The sequence below is a fragment of the Plectonema radiosum NIES-515 genome (assembly GCF_025753815.1).
Taxonomy (GTDB): Bacteria; Cyanobacteriota; Cyanobacteriia; order Cyanobacteriales; family Nostocaceae; genus Hassallia; species Hassallia radiosum_A.
This window is the reverse complement of sequence record NZ_JAOWRF010000135.1, coordinates 1-24,159: the sequence shown is the minus strand read 5'-3', so window position 1 is coordinate 24,159 and position 24,159 is coordinate 1. Positions and strand designations below refer to the sequence as shown.

At 42.0% G+C, this 24,159-nt stretch carries 16 protein-coding genes; 10 read left to right on the top strand and 6 right to left on the bottom strand.

The genetic code is table 11. The features are described from left to right. Nucleotides 1-127 precede the first annotated feature (127 nt). A complete protein-coding gene (locus OGM63_RS08855; RefSeq protein WP_263745157.1) occupies nucleotides 128-823 on the top strand; it encodes a MotA/TolQ/ExbB proton channel family protein in 696 nt (231 codons plus the stop codon). Here the strand turns inward: OGM63_RS08855 and OGM63_RS08850 are convergent. The 4 genes from OGM63_RS08850 to OGM63_RS08835 form a co-directional block, all read right to left on the bottom strand. Beyond that, entirely contained in the window at nucleotides 775-1,518 is a 744-nt protein-coding gene (locus OGM63_RS08850; protein ID WP_263745156.1) for an alpha/beta fold hydrolase, read from the bottom strand. The two genes, OGM63_RS08855 and OGM63_RS08850, sit on opposite strands and share 49 nt — an antisense overlap. 103 nt (nucleotides 1,519-1,621) lie before the next feature. After that, nucleotides 1,622-2,134, bottom strand: coding sequence for a flavodoxin FldA (gene fldA, locus OGM63_RS08845; protein ID WP_263745155.1), 513 nt, complete (start codon nucleotides 2,132-2,134; stop codon nucleotides 1,622-1,624). 89 nt (nucleotides 2,135-2,223) lie between these two features. Further along, complete coding sequence (locus OGM63_RS08840; RefSeq protein WP_263745154.1) at nucleotides 2,224-3,747, bottom strand: chlorophyll a/b binding light-harvesting protein; 1,524 nt, start codon at nucleotides 3,745-3,747, stop codon at nucleotides 2,224-2,226. A gap of 83 nt (nucleotides 3,748-3,830) precedes the next feature. Further along, nucleotides 3,831-4,889, bottom strand: a complete 1,059-nt coding sequence (locus OGM63_RS08835) for a chlorophyll a/b binding light-harvesting protein (RefSeq protein WP_263745153.1) — start codon at nucleotides 4,887-4,889, stop codon at nucleotides 3,831-3,833. Nucleotides 4,890-5,769: 880 nt separating this feature from the next. Here OGM63_RS08835 and pstS point away from each other — a divergent pair. From pstS to OGM63_RS08800, 7 genes are all read left to right on the top strand, one after another. Further along, nucleotides 5,770-6,807 carry a phosphate ABC transporter substrate-binding protein PstS gene (pstS, locus tag OGM63_RS08830; protein ID WP_263745152.1) on the top strand — a complete coding sequence of 346 codons (1,038 nt, stop codon included), beginning with the start codon at nucleotides 5,770-5,772 and terminating at the stop codon, nucleotides 6,805-6,807. Between the two features lie 130 nt (nucleotides 6,808-6,937). Next, complete coding sequence (gene pstC / locus OGM63_RS08825; protein WP_263745151.1) at nucleotides 6,938-7,915, top strand: phosphate ABC transporter permease subunit PstC; 978 nt, start codon at nucleotides 6,938-6,940, stop codon at nucleotides 7,913-7,915. A 168-nt stretch (nucleotides 7,916-8,083) separates the two neighbouring features. Then, nucleotides 8,084-8,959, top strand: a complete 876-nt coding sequence (pstA, locus tag OGM63_RS08820) for a phosphate ABC transporter permease PstA (protein ID WP_263745150.1) — start codon at nucleotides 8,084-8,086, stop codon at nucleotides 8,957-8,959. Nucleotides 8,960-9,217: 258 nt separating this feature from the next. Continuing rightward, nucleotides 9,218-9,997 carry a phosphate ABC transporter ATP-binding protein PstB gene (gene pstB / locus OGM63_RS08815; protein ID WP_263745149.1) on the top strand — a complete coding sequence of 260 codons (780 nt, stop codon included), beginning with the start codon at nucleotides 9,218-9,220 and terminating at the stop codon, nucleotides 9,995-9,997. Nucleotides 9,998-10,423: 426 nt separating this feature from the next. Next, complete coding sequence (locus tag OGM63_RS08810) at nucleotides 10,424-12,790, top strand: alkaline phosphatase (protein WP_263745148.1); 2,367 nt, start codon at nucleotides 10,424-10,426, stop codon at nucleotides 12,788-12,790. A 181-nt stretch (nucleotides 12,791-12,971) separates the two neighbouring features. After that, the gene (locus OGM63_RS08805; RefSeq protein WP_263745147.1) at nucleotides 12,972-15,539 is read left to right on the top strand and encodes an esterase-like activity of phytase family protein; all 2,568 of its coding nucleotides are present in this window, start codon (nucleotides 12,972-12,974) and stop codon (nucleotides 15,537-15,539) included. Between the two features lie 215 nt (nucleotides 15,540-15,754). Continuing rightward, nucleotides 15,755-20,353, top strand: a complete 4,599-nt coding sequence (locus tag OGM63_RS08800; RefSeq protein ID WP_263745145.1) for a phytase — start codon at nucleotides 15,755-15,757, stop codon at nucleotides 20,351-20,353. 312 nt (nucleotides 20,354-20,665) lie between these two features. Here the strand turns inward: OGM63_RS08800 and OGM63_RS08795 are convergent, their stop codons facing one another. Next, nucleotides 20,666-22,057 (bottom strand): hypothetical protein, encoded by a 1,392-nt coding sequence (locus OGM63_RS08795; protein ID WP_263745144.1) that lies wholly within the window; start codon nucleotides 22,055-22,057, stop codon nucleotides 20,666-20,668. 340 nt (nucleotides 22,058-22,397) lie between these two features. Here OGM63_RS08795 and OGM63_RS08790 point away from each other — a divergent pair, with 340 nt between their 5' ends. Then, the gene (locus OGM63_RS08790; RefSeq protein WP_263745143.1) at nucleotides 22,398-23,177 is read left to right on the top strand and encodes a peptidylprolyl isomerase; all 780 of its coding nucleotides are present in this window, start codon (nucleotides 22,398-22,400) and stop codon (nucleotides 23,175-23,177) included. Between the two features lie 34 nt (nucleotides 23,178-23,211). On the opposite strand, the gene OGM63_RS08785 is transcribed toward OGM63_RS08790, so the two are convergent. After that, nucleotides 23,212-23,385 carry a hypothetical protein gene (locus OGM63_RS08785; RefSeq protein WP_263745142.1) on the bottom strand — a complete coding sequence of 58 codons (174 nt, stop codon included), beginning with the start codon at nucleotides 23,383-23,385 and terminating at the stop codon, nucleotides 23,212-23,214. 42 nt (nucleotides 23,386-23,427) lie between these two features. Here OGM63_RS08785 and OGM63_RS08780 point away from each other — a divergent pair. Then, the coding region (locus OGM63_RS08780; protein WP_263745141.1) for a cyclic nucleotide-binding domain-containing protein at nucleotides 23,428-24,159 on the top strand (732 nt) is incomplete at its 3' end.

Here is a 24,159-nt window from a genome sequence, read left to right as displayed (position 1 = left end):
AATGCCCAATGCGAGCGTGCCCCATGCCCTATAATTTATTATTTTTTAACGATCGCCAACAAAATATTCAGGTATCCTAACCGGAATCTGCATTAATTTTTACAACAAAGTGCCTAGTTAATTAAATATGAGCAAAATATATGACATTTTACTGGCAGGTGGTTTTGTGATGTTTCCCCTGTTGGTTTTATCTGTTGTTACCTTTGGCTGTGCTGTAGAACGCTGTTGGTTTTGGTTTAAGCTAATTATCCAAGAAAAACAGATAGTGCAGGAAGTGTTGAGTGCAGCCAGGGTAGACTTAGAAAAGGCTGAAGCCATCGCTTCTCGTTCTCAAGGTTTAGCAATTGGTCGCTTTTTGTTAGCACCGCTAAGACTGCGGAAATCTTCTCCGGAAATCTTTCACCTGGCAATCAAAGCCGCATCTGATAAAGAATGTATAGATATGTATAAAGGTGATAAGGTACTGGAAAGCGTGATGGCGATCGCTCCATTGCTGGGTATATTAGGTACATCAGCTGGTTTAACTACCACCTTTCAACAGCTAAGAAGTGGTCAGGTGAACAGCCTTAATGTGTCTGCGGTTGCAAGTGGTATCGCTCAAGCGCTGATTGCGTCTGTAACTGGGATGAGTGTAGCGATTTTGGCTTTGGTGTTTTTGCGAATTTTTATAATTGTGCGATCGCGCCAAATTGACTATTTTTCTCAAGTGGGTAGCGAACTCGAACTGATTTATCTGCAATTTTGGCATGAATCTTCAACAGCTGACGTCAGCATTCAAGAAGTTAGCCAAAAGCCAAATTTGGAACAAACTGAATCCAACTGACGTAGAGATTGCCAGAAGTCGAGAATCTGTTCTGCTACGATCTGCGGCTCGAATAAGTGAAAAAAATGCCCTCCTTTTTGACATTCCCAATAGCGATCGCCCTCCATCAAAAACGGTCGCCATCCTTGCAGGGCATCGCGTTCTACAATGATATCGTCAGTGCTACCACAAACCATTAAGGGCACAGGGACTGGACAGGGAGGCACACTTAACCGTTTAAACAGGGAGTGAGGTGAGAGCGAGCAATTCTTATCTTGCTCTAAAATACTCTCTAGACGCTTGACGGTGTGTTCATTCTGATAGCCAAACAGGTTGTACACCATCGCAGTGAGAATCTTTTGCTGACTCAAGAAAGGAAGATGGGTATAGTAATGAGCTTGCCAGTCAAGGGCTGCATCAGCACCGACACCTAATAAAGTTAAAGATTTAACTTTTTCTGGATATCGACGCGTATATAGTAGCCCTAGTAATCCTCCGGTACTGTGACCAATCAGATGCACAGGTTGATTGCTTGATTCGAGATAACTATGCAGCAGCTGTACCGCAACATCTAAGGAACTAGCTTCATCCTGAGTTTGACTATATTCCCACCGGGCAATAGTTACATAACGTGACAGTTCACGCAATAGCGGTTTAGCAAAGCATAACAAACTAGGGCTTGTATTCAACCAAATGACATCTGGCTGTTTAGACATTAATTTAAACCGCAAGTATTTAGAGTTGTAAAATTATCGTTAATCCTGTTAATAGCTAACAGCAAGAAACGAAGTTAGCTATTAACTTTAGCTATTATTTAGGCTATATACCAAACTCTTTTTTAAGTTCAACCACCCAGGCTTTGATACGTTTGTCAGTCAAGTTAGATTGGTTATCTTCATCAATAGCCAAACCTACAAATTTACCGTTGATCAATGCTTTCGATTCATTGAAGTCATAGCCATCTGTAGACCAATATCCAACTGTAATACCGCCGCGTTCGGTAATTTTATCTGACAAAATGCCCATTGCATCCTGAAAGTTTTCAGGATAACCCCTTTGGTCGCCTGTTCCAAAATATGCAACCTTTTTACCACTGAAATCAATATCATCTAGCTCGGTAAAATAGCCTTCCCAATCGCTTTGCAGTTCGCCAACATCCCAAGTCGGACAGCCAATAATTAGATATTGATAGTTTGTCAACTCACTATCTTCTACGTCTACAATATTATGCAATGTCACTACATCATCACCACCAAATTCTTTCTGAATTGTCTCGGCTACAGACTCAGTTTTACCTGTTGTAGTTCCGAAAAATAGACCAATTTGTGACATAATTTTCTCCGATTCAATGTGTTCATTAAATTTTGTAGAGACGTAACATACTACGTCTCTACTTGACTGCATACTAAGTCTCTACATGACTAAAGCGAGTTAATAGCGATCGCACTAAACACATCAAGACCACTCAACAGCAGATAAGCGAAGATTGCTCCACCAATCCCACCGATTAAAAACCCCTCAGTAAATTCACTCCATCTTTCAGTAGAATTGACACTCTCTGGCACACGGGGAACTGTTGCAACTGTTGCTGGTCGTGGATACATTTCTTGCTGTCTTTCAAAAGTGGTAGTGCCATAAATCGAAAAACCAATTGTCAGAATCAGAATCAAACTGCCTGCGGCTAGTAAACCAACTAAGCTAGCTGCATTACTATTGCGTAATAAACCTAATGAACCAAATGTGGCAAACGGACCAACCAACCAGTAACCATGAGCCATACCAATTTCCAATCCCCGTGAGAGAGGAGAAATACCTGGACGGTAAATTGGTAAGTATTTGAGAAACTTCAGCGTCAAATCAGAAGAGCTGACTACGGTTGCGAGATTACCCGTTTGGCGATTCACCCGTGGTGCTTGAACCATGTCACCATTTTTGAAATCAAATCCGGCTTCAATTGCACGGGCGCGGAGGGCGTGCCAAATGTGACCTAACAGGAATATGAGCGCTAAAACAAAATGGAAAGTTACCAACCAACCACGGCTGGAAACTACACCAGCAGAAGTTTCTATAGCTTTAACCGAACCATAGAAAACTTCAGGATAGACGGTGTTATTGACCGACGCAAAGTATGCCGCCAAAAAGCCCATGTATGCTACAGCACCAATGCTGTAAGACAAATACGCTTCTCCTGAATAAATCAAAATTCGGCGTGCCCACTTCATAGGCTTAGTCAAAATGTGGAAAATGCCACCGCCAATTAACATCAAACCAACCCAGATATGACCGCCGACAACATCTTCTAAGTTATCAACAGCTGCCATTCCCTCTGGTCCCCAAGCCCCAAACAGATAGCCAAAGATGCGGAATGGGTTGAGGGTAGGATGATTGATTACCCTTACATTTCCACCACCAGCTAGCCAAGGGTCAAACAGTCCACCCCAAAACATCGCTTTGGCAACCAAAGCCAAAGCACCCAAACCTAAAAGCGTTAGGTGAATGCCTAGGATTGTTGTCATCTTGTCCTTGTCTTTCCAGTCGTAGCCAAAAAAGCCAGCCCAAGTAGGATTGTCTTCTAACACCTCTGGTCCTAGCAGAGAATGGTAAATACCACCGGCTGCCAAAATAACTGAAGAGATAAGATGCAAGACGCTGATTACGAAGTAGGGATAGGTGCTAATCACTTGCCCACCAGCACCAACACCAAAACCAAGAGTCGCTAGATGAGGCAGCAGAATTAATCCTTGCTCATACATTGGCTGAGTAGGATTAAAACGTGACAACTCAAACAGCGTCATCCCCCCAGCCCATAACAAAATCAATGCAGAATGGGCAACATGAGCGCCTAATAATTTGCCCGATAGATTGGTGAGACGAAAGTTACCAGCCCACCAGCCAACATCAGGTATTTGTTGCTTGTAGGGGCTATCTTCAATTACTGCTGTCATTTAGGAAACTCCTTGAGAATTTTTGGCAATTTTTCCGGAATTATCTTTCTGGACATTTGCTAATTATTAGCATTAATTTGAGTTCAGCTAATCGGTTGGGGAATAACTGCTTCCCGACTCACCCTACCTTTGCGAAAATCGAACCCACGCGCCCGTAAAGCGTGCCAGATATGACCTTGGAGAAAGAAGAAGGCTAGCCAGAAGTGAGCATTGGCTAACCAAGTCCGGGAAGTTACCAAATCAGGGTCAACTGATGAAAAGTACGGCACGATATTCTGCCTAACCACAAGCCCTGGACCATAAAAAACTTCGGGATAAACAGTGGTATTTACCGATACGAAGAGAGTTGCGATAAAGCCCATCAGTGCCAAAGCGCCCAAACTGTAGGAAAGATAAGCTTCTCCAGACCAAACAAATAGTGGATGCGTCCAAGTAAAGGGTTTGGTGACAATGTGGAAAAGTCCACCGAAAATTAACATCAAACCAACCCAAATGTGACCGCCAACCACATCTTCTAGGTTGTCAACCCCAGCAATCCAGAATTTACTAATTGCGCCAAATAGATAGCCAAAGATGACAGCTGGGTTTAGTGTCGGATTTGTAATTACCCGCACATTCTCAATGTTTGGGTCATACAAACCACCAAAGTACATTGCTTTGGCGACTAACAAGAATGCACCACAACCTAGTAAAACTAGATGAATACCAAGGATTGTGGTCATTTTGCCCGTATCTGACCAGTCGTAGCCAAAGAAAGGAACTTTGCCCTCCAATTTTTCCGGACCGCGCAGGGAATGAAAGATTCCTCCAAAGCCCAGAAAGGCTGAGGAAATCAGATGCAAAGCTCCAATGACGAAATAGGGATAAGTATCCACAACTGCACCACCTGCGCCTACACCCCAACCCTGAGTTGCAAGGTGAGGTAGCAAAATTAAGCCTTGCTCGTACATGGGTTTTGCTGGATTAAAATGGGCTAGCTCAAATAAAGTCATAGCTCCTGCCCAGAAAACAATCAGACCAGAATGAGCAACGTGAGCGCCCAGTAGTTTTCCCGATAAGCTAGTGAGTCTGGCGTTACCAGCCCACCAAGGCGAGTCGGTAAGGTCTTGCTCCACCGACAGCGGACTTGTAGAAATTGTCATTTTTACCTATTATTTGTTGATAATTTTATTCAACAACTTTAGAAATGAGCTTACACGAAAATTTAAGTTAATGCAATAAAATGTCATTAAATCTTTTGAGGAAGATGACAAGTGACGACTTAGCCGAGGCTGGGAAATTTCCGCTCTCTACGGCTTGACCTTGAACTGTATACCAGAGCAACGCGATCGCATGGTAGCCCCGAAATTCAAGAGTCAAGCCGGATTCGGCTGACCTTGAACGTCATTTATGTCGGGGTGGAAATGCGACGCGGTGTTATTTTTAGCCGTCATAATTCCTTGCCTAGACTTCAATTAGCTCACTAAGTAAGTATGCCGGAATATTTCCAACTATGTTAAGAAATTTAAATTGCAGAGTGCCGTACTCTCGGCGCTAACCCACCATCGATAATCCAAGGTGCCGTACTCTGGTCTAACACAACAGCGATAAAGCGGGACGGTACAGGCAACCGCTTTTTGCTTCCCCTACGTTAATTTTACATTTGTTTATACAGCATATTTCAGGTTTCGGAGGTACATGCATAAAACCCAAAACCGTGTAGAGACGTTCCTTTCGTAACGTCTCTACGTGTATTCAATAAAAACGCAACCTGCTGTATACATTGAATTTTTCTCGCCTATTTTTTTATAATTTCAATATTTAAATGTCAGACGAAAATATATTTCACTTTTTATCTGAAAAAAGTATAATCAAAAACTTGTATTATGGATAACAATTAATCAGTATATTGATACAAAAAACCAAAGTTAACGATTCCTTAATCAATATTTAAACCCTGGTTAAAGTATTGATCAGTCTAAAGAATGTAGTTTGATTTTTGGTTGTAAGTTAAACAAAGCCATTTCCGGAATACGAGGTAATATGATTTTTTCTATCAGTGGATTGAATCGTGCTGTTACTGGTTCAGTATTAACAGCATCTGTTGCGTTTAGTCCAATTTTTACAGCGATCGCCTCTGCGGTAACTTTAAATGGTGCGGGAGCAACTTTTCCAGCACCGCTTTATGAAAAATATGCCCGTGAAGTGACAAAAACCATCCCAGACTTAAAAATTAACTATCAAGCAATTGGTAGTGGTGGTGGTATCAACCAAACAATTGCCGGCACAGTTGACTTTGGTGCAAGCGATGCCGCAATGACCGATGCGGAAATAGCTAAAGTCAAGCAGGGTGTGATTTTAGTACCTACCGCAGGTGGTGCAGTTTCCGTTGTTTACAACGCTCCTGGTGTCAGTAACCTGAAATTGTCTCGTGCTACACTTCCAGCAATTTTCTCTGGTCAAATTACTAACTGGAACGACCCAAAAATCAAAGCTGATAACCCAGGAGTTAATCTGCCAAATCAACCAATTAAAACTGTTGTTCGTGCCGATGGTAGCGGTACAACCTTCATTTTCACAGACCATTTGAGTGCTATCAGTCCTTATTTTAAAGGTAGAATTGGTGTAAGCAAATCGCCAAAATGGTTGACAAATAGCCTCAAAGGTAAAGGAAACCCAGGTGTAGCTGCACTAGTTGCTCGTACTCCCGGTTCTATTGGTTATGTTGAATATCAATTTGCTAAATCAGCCAACTTGAAATCAGCAGAAGTGCAAAACAAAGCGGGACAATATGTTGCTCCTTCTTTAGAGACTGCAAATGCAGCTTTGTCAACTGCACAGTTTCCTAGCAATTACCGCGTTTTTGTATCAGATCCAGGACAAGGTTATCCCATCGTGGGAATGACTTGGATTATGATTTACAAGAGCTACAAAGACCCAGCTAAATCGAAAGCTGTTAAAAGCTTGGTTCAGTGGATTCTGACAAAAGGTCAAGATATCAACGATGACCTCAACTACACCCGGATTCCTAGTGGTGTAGCAGGTCAAGTGATTAATACTGTGAACAGCAATGTGAAATAGTTTGTAAAAAAGGGGAAAGGGACAGAGTTATTTAAAATCAGTCGATTGGCTTTGAATTACTTCTTCCTTTCCCCCTTCCCCTTTTCCCTTTTCCCCTCTTCATGAAGTAGTAAAGCTAAATTAATTATCTATGGCAAATGTATCTGAAGAAGTTCCTAATATAGTAAATATTGACCTTGATATTACAAATAAAAAAGGGGAAAATTTATCTATAGATGATGGGTTTATATGGGTAGTTCGTAGCTTTGCTTTTTTGACAGTTGCGCTGCTGTTTTGGATAAGTTGGGTAATTTTTGACAAAGCTCGACCAGCGATCGCTAAATTTGGATTAGGATTTTTCTGGGGCAAAGATTGGGATGTACCCAACGAAATTTATGGTGCTTTGCCTTATATTTATGGGACAATAATCAGTAGCGCCCTTTCTTTAATACTCGCCGTACCAATAGGGTTAGCAGTAGCTTTAGTCACAAGTGAAGACTTTCTGCCAGATTGGGTGCGATCGCCTATCGCATTTGTTGTCGAACTCATCGCTGCCATTCCCAGCGTCATCATTGGATTGTGGGGAATTTACGTTTTAATTCCCTTCCTCACACCCTTGCAGGACTGGTTATACAATAAATTTCAATTCATACCCCTATTTAATACCCAGTCCTCAGGTCCGAGTATGTTGATCGCCGGTATCATCTTGGCGATCATGATTTTGCCCACAATGGCAGCAATTAGTCGCGATGTATTGCTAGTAATTCCCCGTGAATTGCGAACCGGCTCTATGGCTTTGGGTTCCACCCGCTGGGAAACAATTTTTAGAGTATTGCTACCCTCAGGTGCTTCCGGAATCGTCGGTGCGGCAATGCTAGCTTTAGGACGAGCCTTAGGTGAGACAATGGCTGTAACTTTGGTAATTGGTAACTCTTCAGTTATCAGTTCTTCCTTACTCGACCCTGGTTACTCAATTCCTGCCGTATTAGCGAACGAATTCCCAGAAGCTGCAAGTGCATTGCACATTGGCTCTTTAACTTATTTAGCTTTGATTTTATTCGCTTTAACTTTAGCTGTGAATATTGGCGCCGTTATGTTAGTTCAGTTATTAGGTGTAAAGAAAAAATAGGGACTAGGGACAGGTAAAAAGAGAATTTAATTGTGCGCGTCGATAAATTAAGTATTGCCAAATCTCAAATTGCAACCGCTGATACACGCGGATAAACGCGGATTTGAGATATTCATCTGCGTTCATCTGCTACAGGGTGCGGTTAAAAATCCCAAAATATAAAATCCTATGAGTAACTATCAACAACCGGAAATAAATGAATCTTTAGCAAAAGAATTATGTAGTCCTTTACAAGGTAAGCGGCTATTCTTTGACTATGGAATGACAACTGTAGCATTTGCTTTGGCAATTTTGGCGTTGATTCCTTTACTGTCAATTGTGTGGGAAATTCTGACAAGAGGACTTTCTGGACTAAAACCAGAAATGTTCTTTAAAGAAGTAATTGATAACGGCTTTGCTAATGCTATTGTTGGAACTTTAGTAATGGTGGCGATCGCTTCCTTAATTAGTATTCCCTGCGGAGTGATGACTGGTATATATTTATCAGAGTTTGGTCAAGGTTCTAAAGTTGCTAGTGGTGTTCGTTTTATCAACACTATTTTAACTGGAATCCCTTCCATTGTTGTGGGAGTATTTGCTTATGGTGTGATAGTTTTCACACTGAAACAATTTAGTGCTTTCGCTGGGGGTTTTGCTTTAGCCGTCATCATGCTCCCCATTGTCGTACTCACCACCGAAGAAGCCTTAAAACTGATTCCCGTTCCCCAACGTCTTGCCTCCGCTGCCTTGGGAGGTAATCGCTTACAAACTACTTTTCGCGTCGTCGTTGCTGCTGCACTACCAGGTATTACCACTGGTGTTTTATTAGGTGTATCCCGCGCTGCTGGTGAAACAGCACCGTTAATTTTTACTGCTTTATTTAGTCAATATTGGTCAGAGGGTTTATCTAGTCCGACAGCTTCTTTATCGGTATTAATTTTTAATTTATACAACGACCCCTCCCCAGAAAAAACAGCATTAGTTTGGACTGCTTCTATCATTTTACTTGGTATTGTATTGTTCATCAGTCTTTTATCTCGCATCTTTATTCGGAGGAAAAGGTAGAGACGTTCGGTCCGAACGTCTGTACGAGAGGTGCAGTAGAGACGTTCGGTCCGAACGTCTGTACGAGAGGTGCGGTAGAGACGTTCGGTTCGAACGTCTGTACGAGAGGTGCGGTAGAGACGTTCCGACGGAACGTCTGTACGAAAAGCGCGGTAGAGACGTTCGGTCCGAACGTCTGTACGAAAAGCGCGGTAGAGACGTTCGGTCCGAACGTCTGTACGAGAATTATTGAAGTTTTGTTTCACAGATTTGTCAAAAATGAATAAATTAATCCCAGCCATTAGAATAAAAAGTTTGAGCTTTTTCTACGGCACGACAAAAGCCTTAGAAGGGGTGACAATGGATATTCACCAGAACAAAGTAACTGCAATTATTGGTCCTAGTGGTTGTGGTAAATCGACTTTTATTAAATCCATTAATCGGATTAGTGAATTAGAAGGTAAAGTGCGGGTAGAGGGTCAAGTAGAATTTTATGGTCAGAATATTTATGAGCGTAGCGTCAATTTAAATAGATTACGCCGGCAAATTGGCATGGTGTTTCAAAAGCCAAATCTTTTCCCCATGAGTATTTACGATAATGTTGCATATGGATTGAGAATAGCCGGATTGAATTCCAAAGCTCAATTAGATGAAGTTGTCGAAAATGCCATCAAAAATGCTGCTTTGTGGGATGAAGTGAAAAATAAGCTGCATAAATCAGCTTTGGGACTTTCTGGAGGACAACAACAGCGACTTTGCATCGCTCGTGCTTTAGCTGTCAAGCCAAAAGTTCTTTTGATGGATGAACCTTGTTCGGCTTTAGATCCCATCGCTACGATGAAAATTGAAGAACTCATCGATAGTTTGCGTGGTGAGTTGACAATTGCAATTGTGACTCACAACATGCAGCAAGCTGCTCGTGTTTCTGATTTTACAGCTTTTTTTAACACCGATGAAAGTCGCATCGGTCAAATGGTAGAATTTGGCATCACTGGTCAAATCTTTGGTAACGCTCTTGATGAGCGCACTCGTGATTACGTTTCTGGACGTTTCGGTTAGCACGGGGAATGTGATAGGGGTGGTTCCCCAATACGGTTCGGTTAACGTATGTAGAGACTAGCAAGTGCAACGTCTCTACAAGGGTTTTGGGTTCACAAATATTCTTAACCGAACCGTATTGGGTGGTTTTCTACCTTTCGTGGGCTGCTCCAAACCGAATTAACTTAAAAAAATTAGAAAACATCTATCTAAGGATTCATTATAAGTAAGCGTTACTTTTTAATCTTATTTGGCGTTTAATTACAGTGCATTTACGGAAATAAATCCATATTTTAATCATTAGATTCTCTATTCTTAACCTACGTGTGAAAGATTAGAAGAAAAGGTGGCATGAAGCTTTTTTGGCGATCGCTTGCACACAGAGATATTTTTTGTCCACTTGATTTTTTAGTAGACATCTCACGAAATTAGGGAGCTTAGTACATTATGGCTAAAAATGTCATCATCATGATTGGCGACGGTATGGGTTGGGAAATGGCTCGTGCTGCGGCTACGGCGAATGGAGTGCCTTTTTACACATCTGGTCAAGGAGAAGGGTTGAACTTTCAAACCCTAGAAAACTACACTCTTGCTACCACTTACGGGACAACGATCGCTGATGGCAGAGGTATATATAGCACGGGTAATTCTGCTGTAGACGGTTCGGAACTTGTAACAGGTGGTAGTCCCATTAGAACTGGTTTTAGCTTTAATCCAGCCTTCAACCCAGGAAACACATCAACTGGTGGTGCAACCCTCAGTAGTGGTGTAGTGGGTAACTTGGTTGGGTATGACCCGGTTCGCGGTGGGATCAATCCTTGGACACCAGGTACTGACCCACAGTATATCCAGTACAGCTATCCTGACTCAGCAAATACCGCTACGACTCTTTATACTGGGGTCAAGAGTTATAATAATGCGATCGCTGTAGATATTTACGAGCAACCTCTAGAAACCATATTGGCAACAGCCAGCTTAAATGGTAAATCTACAGGTTTGGTGACATCAGTCCCCATCGACCACGCTACTCCTGGTGCAGCGGCAGCCACAGTTAACCGTCGTGGGAAGTATGACAGTGAATATCCGGCTTTAGATAGCATTTTACAGCAAGAACTGCGCGTTTTTCAGCCGACTGTATTATTGGGAGGTGGTCATCCGCTTTCTACTCCCGGTGATCCATTACCAGAGGGAGTTGAGCCAAATACCAGCAATGAGTTTATCAGTAAATCTACTTACGCAGAACTCAGCAATAACCCCACTAGCAACATCTATAATTACACCTTCTTAGAGCGGGGAACTGACGCAGCGTCTAGATTGGCTTCTACTGCGGCAAATCTAGATCCAAATAATGGCGATCGCTTATTGGGTTTATATGGTGCCCGTGGTCAAAATGGTAACTTACCTGTCAGTTCGGCAAATGGAGACTACAGTACCACCGGACTTGACATGTTCTCACTATTCAGTTCTGCTCAAGCTGGAAATGTCAGGAATATCACTCCCGGAATTGCCAACCCCGATACACTCCGTCCCCTACTTCCTGGAGAAACAGACGCATCTTTCATTGCTAGAGAAATCAACGAGAATCCAACACTCCAAAATTTAACCACAGCAGCCTTAAATGTTTTGGGTAAAGATCAAGACGGGTTCTGGTTGATGGTTGAAGGTGGTGATATTGACTGGTCAGCTCATGACAACAATATTGACAACTTAATTGGTACTGTTAACGACTTTGATAAAGCTGTTAAATCTACGATTGATTGGATTAACAGTAATGGTGGTTGGGAAGACAACTTACTCATTGTCACCGCAGACCATGACCATTACCTCAACCTCAATCCTAACTTTGCTCAACTCTTACAGCAAAATGGTGCAGAAGCGCTAACCGCTCAAAACGATCCAACCCAAGCTGGACATTTCTGGGGTTCTAATCCTGATGTCAAGTACGGATGGGGAAATCACTCCAATCGTCCTGTACCAGTTTACTATCAAGGCGCTGGTTCCGAAGTCCTTACCAATTCTGTGGGTCAGGGTTATACGAGTTACGGTTATGATATTGCCGGCATTCCCGGACTTGTAGATCAAACTAATATCTACCAGACCATGTATGCTGCGGTTACGGGTTCTCCTAAACAACCAGTATCTAACGAATCTCAAATTGTTTATGGCGACGCTACTAGTGAATTTATTTACACTGGTGCTGGTGATGATACCATTTACGCTGGTGAAGGTAGAAATGTAATTTATGCCAATGATGGTAATAACACGGTATACGGTGGTTCTGGCGATGATGTCATCTATACGAGTTTTGGCAATGATTTGATTTTTGCAGGTGTTGGTAATAACAGTATCTTCTCAGGTGCTGGTGACGACACGATTTATGCTGGTTCGGGTGATGACCTGATTTATGCCGGTGCTGGCAATGATGTTATCTATGCTAATGACGGTAATAACATTATCAATGCTGGTGCAGGTAACAATGTTGTCTACGCTGGTTCAGGTGATGACGACATCACAACCGGTGCCGGCAATGATTTGATTTATGCTGGTGAGGGTAATAACATCATCTCTGCGGGAACAGGTAACGACACTGTTTATACAGTCAGTGGTATTGACAGATTTATCCTTGATGCCGGCGTTGGTTCAGTCACCATTTATAACTTCTCATCTAATGACTTTATTAGCCGAGGTGTTGGATTGAGAGCTACCGATGCGCTAACACTAAGTATTAGTGGCAATGACACTTTAGTTAGTGTCGGTGCAGATTTGCTAGCAACCCTGAAGTGGGTGCAACTCGATAGAGTAAGTATCGTTTAGTTGCAGTTCTCATTGGAGAGTTTCGAGTTTTGATTAGACATAAAAGTGGAAAAGATGTAGAGACGTAGCATTGCTACGTCTCTACAAAGAATTTCGGGCAACGCAGAATTAATTTTCACGCTTATGTCTATTGGGTATAAACGTTAACAAGACTTTATTGCTGAAGATCAAGGAAATAATTATGTCAACGGTAACACTCAAAGGCTTCGCTACATTACCAGCGGATACGTTTGCAGTAGGTTCCCCATCAGGTGCGCTTATTTCTGCCAATGGTCGCACAGGTCCTTTTCCCGGACAACCAATTCAAGGCTTTAGCGGAGTTCAGTTTGCTGACGAAAATAGCTTCTGGTTTATGCCTGATAATGGGTATGGTGCTAAGACAAATAGTTCTGATTTCCTTTTAAGAATTTATCGCGTTGATCCGAATTTTAGAGGTATAGAAGCAGGTGACGGTAGCGTCAATGTTTTGAACTTTATTCAGTTAGCTGACCCCGATCGCAAGGCTTCATTTGAGATTGTTAATGAAAATACAACTGAACGGTTGTTGACTGGGGCAGATTTTGATATTGAATCTTTTAACTTGGCAAAAGATGGTACAATCTGGATTGGGGATGAGTTTGGTCCTTATCTGTTGCACTTTGATGGTACAGGTAAATTGTTGGATGAACCCATTTCTACGCCTAACTTTGCTCAACTGAACACTTTGAACGGGAAAGCACCTATTGTAATTGGTCATCGGGGTGCTAGTGGAGATCGCCCAGAACATACTCTCGCTTCTTACAAGTTAGCGATAGAACGTGGGGCTGATTTTATTGAACCAGATTTGGTCTCCACAAAAGATGGGATACTAATTGCTCGTCATGAAGTCAACATTTCAGCTACCACTGATGTGGCAACTCGCTCAGAGTTTAGCGATCGCTTCACAACTAAGACTGTCGATGGGATTACCGAAAGTGGTTGGTTTGCTTCGGACTTCACTTTAGCTGAAATTAAAACTCTACGAGCTATAGAGCGTCTTCCTTTCCGTGACCAATCTTATAATGGGCAGTTTGAAATTCCGACTCTTCAGGAAATTCTCGATTTAGTTAAGCAGGTTGAAGCAGACACAGGACGGAAAGTAGGCATCTATCCAGAAACCAAACATCCGACTTACCACGATTCTGTCGGACTTTCTTTGGAAGAACCATTAGTTGACATCCTGAAGAGAAACGACTTCACCGATCCAAGTCGGGTTTTCATTCAGTCGTTTGAAGTTGGAAATCTCAAAGAACTTAACCAACTCATTGATGTACCGTTGATTCAATTATTGGATGCATCTGATATTGCTTTAGATGGTACACTAATAGAGAATCAGCCTTACGATTTTGTGGTAAGTGGCGATTCTCGCACTTATGGAGATTTGCGGACTCCTGAAGGTTTAAAGGAAGTTGCAACTTACGCTGATGGGATTGGTCCTTGGAAACGGATGATTGTTTCAATCAGAGGAACTGATGCGAATGGCGATGGTTTAGCGGATGATGTAAATGGTGATGGTGCAGTTAACGACGCTGATAAAACTACTTTACCACCCACATCTTTAATTACAGATGCTCACGACGCAGGGTTATTAGTACATCCGTATACCTTCCGCAACGAAGCTCGCTATCTAGCAGCAGATTATCAAGGAAATCCGGAACTGGAATTAAGACAGTTTATTCAGTTAGGTGTCGATGGGTTCTTTGACGACTTCCCCGGAACAGGAGATAGAGTTAGAGATCAAATTGCTGGGGATTTTGTGCGATCGCCTAATAATCCTGATGTTCTTGCTGGTACTGCTGTCTTTAATCTAGCTGCTTCTAGAGGTTTTGAGGGTATGGCAATTAATCCCGATAGAACTAAATTATATCCTTTATTGGAAGGTTCAGTTATCGGCGATCCAGAAAATGCTTTGCGAATTCATGAATTTGATATCGCAAGTCAACAATTTCAAGGTTTAGTTGGGTACTATAAACTGGAAAATACCGCCAATGCGATCGGCGACTTTACCGTTATCAACGATAATGAATATTTGGTGATTGAGCGTGATAACGGACAGGGAGACACTGCTCAATTCAAGAAAATCTTCAAAGTTGACTTCTCGCAGAAAGATGCAAACGGGTTTGTTGCGAAAGAAGAAGTAGTTGACTTGTTGAACATTCAAGATCCGAATGACCTCAACCAAGATGGTAGCACCACCTTTAGATTTCCCTTCCAAACCATCGAAGATGTGTTGGTACTCGATGAAAATACCATCTTAGTTGCCAATGACAATAATTATCCCTTCTCTGTAGGTCGTCCTCCCGGAATTGATAACAACGAAATTATCCAATTACAGCTTGATAAACCACTTAATTTAGATCCCCGTGTCGGACTTGCTGGGTTGAGCTTACCAACATTGCGTATTTTAGGTGGTAATGAAGATGATACCCTTTACGGTACTTCAGGTGATGACCTGATTTATGCAGGTGAAGGTAATAACATCATATCTGCTGGAATCGGTAACGATACAGTTTATGTGGGTAGTGGAAGCGATCGCTTTATTCTTGATGGTGGTGAAGGTGCAGTTACCATCTTTGGTTTCTCTTCTAATGACCAAATTACTCGCGGAAGTGGTTTATCTGGCAGTAATTTTACGGTTAACATTAGTGGGAATGATACGTTAGTTAGCGCAGGTAGTGATTTGCTAGCGACGTTGAAGTATGTGCAATTGAATACTGTCAATCTTGTTTAGAGACTAGACATCTCCGGAAAAGATGTAGAGACGTAGCACAGAATCGTCTAATCAAGGGTTTTGGGCAACGCATAGTTCATTTCTGGAGATGTCTACTAATTAAACGAACCGCAGAGTACGCAGAGTACGCAGAGAATAAAAGAGTTTCCTCCTCTGTGCCCTCTGTGTCTCTGCGGTTCGTTCAAAAAAATACTCACTTACCCCAGAAGAAATTAATGGTAACTAGCAATACAATCCGTTTTTCCGAATTAGCTGAAGCAGGTAAAACTGTTTCGAGTGTGGTATTTGAAGGACAGAAGGTTTTCCCTACAGGTTTTATTCCCTCTGGTGTAGCAAGAACTGTTAATGGTGTTGAAACTCCAATTGGTGGGTTGTCTGGTGTAAGTTACGATGCTGTAAATAAACGCTTCTATGCGATTTCTGATGATAGATCGCAATTTGCACCTGCGCGTTTCTATACTTTTACTGCTGATTCCAGAGAAGTTAATTTTACCAACGTCACTACACTCAAAGACGCAAATGGTAACTTGTTTCCTCTCAACAGTTTAGATCCAGAGGGGATTGCTTTAACTGGGAATAATACTGTTTTCATTTCGTCTGAAGGTGAGGTGAATCCGAGTGTGGGTAGGGTAACTAATCCGTTTATTAATGAATTCTCCCTTTCTACAGGACAGCAAATCCGCTCTTTACCTATACCGAGGAAATTCCTTCCAATCGTAAATGACACGAATGGTAATGGTGTTGTCGATGCGGGTGATGTTCAAGTATCCGGGGTTCGGAATAATTTGGCTTTTGAAAGTCTCACCATCGCACCCGATCAAAGGACATTATACACCGCTGGTGAAAGCGCTTTATTTCAAGATGGTGCGATCGCTTCTTTGACTAATGGATCGCGATCGCGGATTTTGCAATATAATCTGGTGACGGGACAACCGGAAAAAGAATATCTATATAATATAGATGCGATCGCTACAACACCAAATCCAACTACAGGTTTCGGTGATAATGGTTTGGTGGATTTACTCGCTATCGATAATCGAGGTACACTACTTGCGGTAGAGCGTTCTTTCTCTGCTGGTGTTGGAAATACGATTAAGATTTATCAAGTTAGTTTGCAAGGTGCAACTGATATCAGCTTTGTTGATTCCCTTAACAGTTTGAGTTCTGACCAAGTTGCAGCAATCAAACCTGTTGAAAAACGCTTGCTGTTAAATCTCAACTCGTTGAACTTACCCAACGGCACAGATAATATTGAAGGTATCAGTTTCGGTCCTGTGTTACCAGATGGACGTCAATCGATTGTGTTGGTGAGTGATAACAATTTCAGCCAAAGTCAATTTACACAAGTTCTGACTTTGGGTGCAGATTTAATTCCTACTGCAACACCAACGGTAGAAACTCGTCCTGATTTATTCAACGATCCGAATTTACCATTTAGTCAACGTGCTGATGCTGACGATCCAGCGATTTACGTTAATTCGACTGATTCGGAAAAAAGCTTGATATTAACGACGGTGAAAAATGCCGGTTTGCGAGTTTATGATTTATCGGGGAATTTGCTACAGGAAGTAAATCCTGGGAATATCCGTTATAACAATGTAGATTTGCAGTATGGATTTAAGTTAGGTGGAGAGTCCATTGATATTGCCGTCGCAAGCGATCGCAATAACGATAAACTCGCAATCTTCAAAATCAATCCGAATAATCCTGGTAATTATCTAGAAGACATCACCGATAGCAGCATTGGAACTTTATTCCAAGATTTACCCTTCTCTCCTCCTTATTCAGCATCAACGCGCAGTGCTTACGGTTTAGCATTATATCGCAGTCCGCTCACCAATGATTATTACGTCTTCGCCAATCGCCGACAAACTGGAGATGTCGCACAGTTCAAATTAATCGACGAAGGCAATGGTAAGATTGGGGCTGAAAGAGTACGCGAATTCACCTTACCTTCACCCATAACTCCCGGACGTTCTCCCCAAACAGAGGGAACAGTCGTCGATCAAGAACTTGGTTTTCTCTACATTGCTCAGGAAGATGTCGGAATTTGGAAGTTTCAAGCTGAACCGAATGGTGGTACAACTGGTACTTTAATCGAGCGTGTCCGGTTTGAGGGTGGAAAAAATCTCACCGATGACGCAGAAGGACTAACTATATATTACGGCAAAGATGGTACAGGCTACTTGTTAGCATCCAGCCAAGGTGACAGCACCTTGGCAGCTTTCACCCGTGAAGGTAACAATGATTTCTTGGGTAGATTTGCGGTTGGAAGTAACGGTTCAATCGATAGTGTACAACAATCTGATGGTGCAGATGTAATTAACGTTCCCCTCGGTTCTAAATTTCCCTTTGGTTTGTTCGTTACCCAAGATGGTGATAATCTCCCAGCGCAAATTGTCGATGGCGAAAACGTCAAAACTAACTTTAAACTAGTTCCTTGGGAAAACATTGTTAATGCTTTACCAAATGCGTTGACGATTGACACCACCAGCTACAATCCCCGCAACCTAAGCGCGAACTCTCTTTTAAATGGAATTGCTAGTGGTGATACAACCCAGACTTCTACTGTACTCTGGGCGCGGAGCAATTTTACAGGTAATGTCTCGTTTGAATATTCGACTACACCTGATTTTAGCAATATTGCAGGTAAAGCGATCGCAACTGTTACGAATCCGCTGCAACCTGTGAAAGTAGATGTCACAGGTTTGACATCAGGAACGCAGTATTATTACAGAGTAAGCGATGCCGCTGGAGCCACACAATCCGGTAAATTCAAGACTTCAGCCGCTTTAGGAATCCAAACAGGTTTGCACTTTGGTGTCGCAGGAGACTGGCGTGGTGAACTTAGCCCTTACCCAGCTATTTCTAATGTACCCCAAAGTAACTTAGAATTTTTCTTTGAATTTGGTGATACTATCTACGCTGATTTTCCTTCCCCAGGATTGAGAAATCCCGACGGAACTGAAAAGACTCAAGCGCAAACTTTAGATGATTTCCGCAGCAAAAATAGTGAAGTATATAGTCAACGCTTTGGTCTAAACACTTGGGGCGATTTACGAGCCTCTACTTCTATCTTAGCAACGATTGATGACCACGAAGTGACTAACGATTTTGAAGGTGGTGAAAACTTAAGTTCAGCTTCTCCTAGAGACCAAGCATTGTATGGTGCGACAACCGGACTGGTGAATGATTCGCCACTTTACGAAAACGGTTTGCAAGCGTTTCAAGAGTATAACCCGTTGCGCGATCGCTTTTATGGCGAAACCGGCGATGCACGCACCGCAGGCGAACGTCAACTTTACCGTTACAATACCTTTGGTAATGATGCTGCGACTTTCGTTTTAGATGCTCGCTCTTTCCGAGATGCAGAGTTAGCAAACGTTACAAATCTTAATGATGCGGCTCAAGTTGGGAATTTTTTAGCTCAGTCATTCAATAGCGATTCGCCTTACGGCGACAGCTTCGCTTCACGCACTTTATTAGGACGACAACAAGTCGAAGATTTGAAGCGTGATTTGCTCACTTCAGAGCAAAACGGTATCACCTGGAAGTTTATCATGATACCGGAGCCAATTCAAAATCTGGGTGTACTTGCCGCATCTGACCGTTACGAAGGTTATGCAGCAGAAAGGACAGAAATTCTCAAGTTTATCAATGATAACAAAATTGATAACGTTGTCTTCGTCTCTGCGGATATTCACGGTACGTTAGTGAATAACCTGACTTACCAGTTAGCACCAGGTCAAGGGCAAATTCCTACTACTGCTTTTGAAATTACCACAGGTTCTGTTGCCTTTGATGCACCCTTTGGACAAACAGTAGCGGAACTTGCAACAGCTGTCGGGTTGTTAACTCCTACCCAGAAAGCATTCTACGATTCATTGCCCATTGCTAACGATGGAGACAGTTTGCCTAACGATAAAGATGATTTTATCAAACAAATTGTCGATAATGGTCTGGCTCCTTTTGGATATGACCCTGTAGGATTGAATAACAACCTCCCCCAAGCTGAAGGTTTAATTAATGCCAAGCTGCTGCAAGGAGATTACATCGCTGCTCATACCTACGGTTGGACTGAGTTTAACATTGATAAAGAAACTCAAAAGCTGACATTGACAACTTATGGTGTTGATGCTTATACCCGTGAGGAACTTGAAGCAAATCCAAATGCAGTTATCAACCGTCAACCGAAAATAGTCAGCCAATTTGAGGTAGATGCACGCACAAGTGGCATCCGAGGTACTGCGGGAGATGATACACTTTACGGTACCAATGGTGATGATACTATTTCCGGCTTGGGTGGCAATAACATCATCTATGCGGGTGAAGGTAATAACACCATCTACGCAGCCGATGGTAATAATACTATTTACGTTGGTGCTGGAAATGACATTATCAATACAGGCGACGGTAACAATAAAATCTACGCAGGGGCAGGGATTAATACCGTCAACACTGGCTCAGGCAATGATTTGATTTACGCTGGTTCAGGTAATGATGTCATCAACGCAGGTGTTGGAAATAATACCATATACGCTGGTTCCGGTAACAATACAATTACCTCAAGTGGTGTTGATACCATTTTCGCTTCTTCTGGAAGCGATCGCGTTATTTTGGGTGAAGGTGCTGGGGTTGCCACAATTATTAAGTTTGATGAAAGCGATCGCATCACTTTAACTGGTAATTTAACTTTCAGCAACTTGAACATCAGCCAAAACGGTAACGATACCTTCATCAGTGCGGGTGCAGACTTGCTAGCAACTCTGAAATATACGCAATCTAGCACGATTACCAGCACTATCTTCGCGTAGTCATAAAAATAGGGGAATGGTTGTCATTTCATGTCCGGTTAATTAACACTAATAAAAACATTGGAACCGTCGTAGAGACGTTCGGTCCGAACGTCTCTACAATATATGTGATTTGCCTGTCATGATATCATTCCCCTATTTTAATTAACGGCATTGCTGAATTCAGGTATGAATCCCCATAGACGTAGCATTGCTACGTCTCTACATCAATGGATAATTTCCTTACAAGCCAGTTCAATAACGATAAAACTGATTTCGACTCAAATAATTATTAATTCCATATCTGAGCAGAAAAGTCAAGTATTATCATAATTAGTCTTGCATTCCTGTGTATAACAGCCTGATAAATAAGCGGACACCATCATCTGCTTTCAAGGTTGAATAAGAGGGAGCTTCTCGGTTGCCGATCGCACGCAAGTCTGATAACAATTCTGGATGAAACTGGCAAGTAAAAGAACGTCGAATTTTTTTAGTTTCAAAGTCTTTGTAATTAATACAGGTAGCTGAACATTGTGTGACTACCTCACCATCAACTGCTGTTGAACATAAAATTTCTACAGAGTCAGGCAGTTGTATCAGCCATGCCAAAGGACTTCCAGCTATAATGTGTCGATAAGGAACAAGAGCGTCATGAATACTGCGGTAAGCCCAGTTAGCAAATAGTATGGCTTCTTCGTTGACTTCATCGGAGTGAAACATGGAAATTGATACTTCACGCTCATATTGAATTGTGGTATCAATTACACCTTCATGACTGTCAGCAGTTACATCATGAGCATGAATAAATTCCCAAGGAATACCTGAAATTTCGCCGTCGAGGGACTGGTAAGGTAATAATACGCGATCGCCAACTTCTTTTGATTCGTTGTGCGTCACTGCAAAATGCTCATCATTCCAACCAGAAGCAACTACCCGTCCATCATGCTTTTTGACTTGAAGTGTTTTGCCCATAGCTTGGATGTGGGAAGCAACCTCTTGGAGTGATTTGAGTGCTTTATTCTCCTTGTCACGCTCTAAAGATGTTGTGTCCAAAACTTCTTTGACTGCTCGTCGAATCAGTCGGATATGACATTCAGCAGCTAGCTGGTGTCCTACACAAATAAAGATAGCAGGAGCGGTATTAGGCGATCGCGAGAGGAGTAATTTTTCCACTAATGCAAACATATCTTCTCGCGGGCAAGCCGGACTTGTCCAAGTCGATGTATCATAGACTGATGGGTTGCCTCCTTCCACTACCACTGCATAAGCTGAGGTCATTGCTGGAACAACTAATTCTGGATCGATAATTCCACAAGACCAAGCAGGAAACAATATTGAGTCCATATCGGCGACTTTTTGACCAATATAGGCTACGTTTTTAGAAGCTCTAACTTCTTCCCCAAGAGCGTTAACGCCTACATGTTCCCACGGTTCAATAATAATTATAGAATTGCGTAACAAATTGGGATGCAATAGCAGAAACTCAAAATCTTCTCGTGAATTAATCACTTTTTCTAATGGCTTTCCCTCTCCCCACTCAAAACTACCCTCAGGAGCAAAAAGTTCTTTTTCAGATAGTGGATCGGCAGAGGTTCTGTCTGCTAAGAAACGACCCAACAAAATATGTACTGATTCAAAATCTGTATAGCCTTCATGCAAGTAACCAGGAGTTAAACGCCAAGAAGCTGGGGTAGTTTGATGGTAAGATTTAGTAGGTTCAGTCATGGTTGGAATAAATGCTTGTTAATAAGTGTGTGTTCAGTAAGTATGCTTCCCGCGTTCTATCTTACCAGATAGGCGATCGCGTATAAATTACAAGATTACCTACTTTCTTTTCTTTCTTTCTTTCTTTCTTGGAGTTCTTCTCCTGTCACCAGACGCTTTGCTCCGTCATCTTCTCCCACTCGTGTGAGCCTAGAGGCAAGGTGGTTCGTTAAAAAAGTTTAATTATTCTTCCAGCAAGAAGAAAGTAATTTATCTATAGTTATCACACTTGTGTGCAAAGTTAACCAATTTAAAACCTTTTCTTGACCTTTTATTGGTACGTTAATACTTAAGGTAAAAAATGACAGCGGCAAATCCGAGAAAAACTGATATGACTGCAATGAATTTGCAAGTTGGCGATGTTCGGCAACAAGCCGCTACATATATAGATAAAATAACATCTGATGAAATTATTTCTCGACTGAAGCAGTATGGTATAATGCCGCAGTTTATGCGAGAGGTTTTGATTGATTGTGCGATCGCCGATATTACTTTGACAACCGAAGAAACCTTTAAAGCATGTCAACAATTTTATCAGCAACAGCAACTAAAATCCGATGCTGACTTGGAAACATGGCTTGTATCTCGCTCTTTATCTCGTGAACAACTTGACCACATTATCACCCGCAACACCAAACTAGAATACATCAAGCGAGGTAATTGGGAAAATAAATTAGAGTCTTATTTTCTGCAACGCAAAGCCAAGTTAGATCGGGTAATCTATTCATTAATTCGAGTTAAAGATATTGGTATTGCTCAAGAGCTTTACTTCCGCATTCAAGAAGGGGAGCAGTCTTTTAGTGAACTTGGAAGTAAATATTCTTTAGGTGCAGAAGCGGAAACAGGGGGTTTACTCGGTCCGATGGAATTGTCAGTTCCCCATCCAGATTTAGCAAAGATGCTCGCAGCAAGTCAACCCGGTAAGCTTTTACCACCAACTCGTTTAGGAGAATGGATTGTGATTGTGAGGTTAGAAAAGTTTATCAAGGCTCAATTAAATGAGTCAATGCGTCAGCGACTATTAAATGAATTATTTGAAAATTGGATACAAACTCAGTATAAAGGGTTGATTGCTGAATAAACAATTTTTGGCGTTACTAAATTGAAATATGAATTTAAATGGTGGTTACAGAAAAATCCTCGTAAAGACGTTCCGACGGAACGTCTCTACCAGAAATTAGACGTTCCGACGGAACGTCTCTACCAGAAATTAGACGTTCCGACGGAACGTCTCTACCAGAAATTAGACGTTCCGTCGGAACGTCTCTACCAGAAATTAGGGATTTCATATAAATATTCAACGCTTAATTCTTAATTTGTAATTTTCCCAGATGAGCTATACAACAATTAGCACGGAAACATTTCTCGGTTCTATCGCTCCTTTTGAACAACTTTCAACAGCGGCACTGTCTAAGCTATCACAACAGGGGCAGTTATTACGCTACCGCATGGGACAAACAATTGTCATGCGGGAAAAAATACCCGCTGTAATTTCGATTATTGTTGAAGGACAAGCGCGACTATTAGGATACGATCCAAAAAGTCAGATACCGATAACTTTAAAGTTACTGCAACCAGGAGATATTTTAGGTTGGGTTGGGTTAATTCGGGGGGTTGGTTGCGAAACTGCGATCGCTTCAAGTGAAACTATCTGTATAACTATAAAAACTACCGAATTTCTCACGCTTTTACAACAAGAAAAAGCTGTTGCATCTTACTTTAACAATCGTGCAGAATTAATCGAAGTCTTTGATTTGTTAGCAGCAGAACTGCAAAGTCGGGCAGATAATGAGTTATTACTTGAAGCAACTAATTCAAATACTTTAAAAGAATTAGCTTTGAAGGTTCATTCCCAAACCTTAGTCGTCAATCTTCCCCAAGATTCTCAAAGCCAACTGCAAAGCGATCGCTTATGGTTAGTTAGTGGGGGAACCATTCCCAATGATTCAGCGATCGCGAAGCGCTATAATCCTCAAACCCACCCCACTAAAGGAAAGCATCTGCGTTTACTCGGCTTTCCCCCAAATATTCCCCCCACCCCCCCCCCTCCCCCCCCCCCCCCC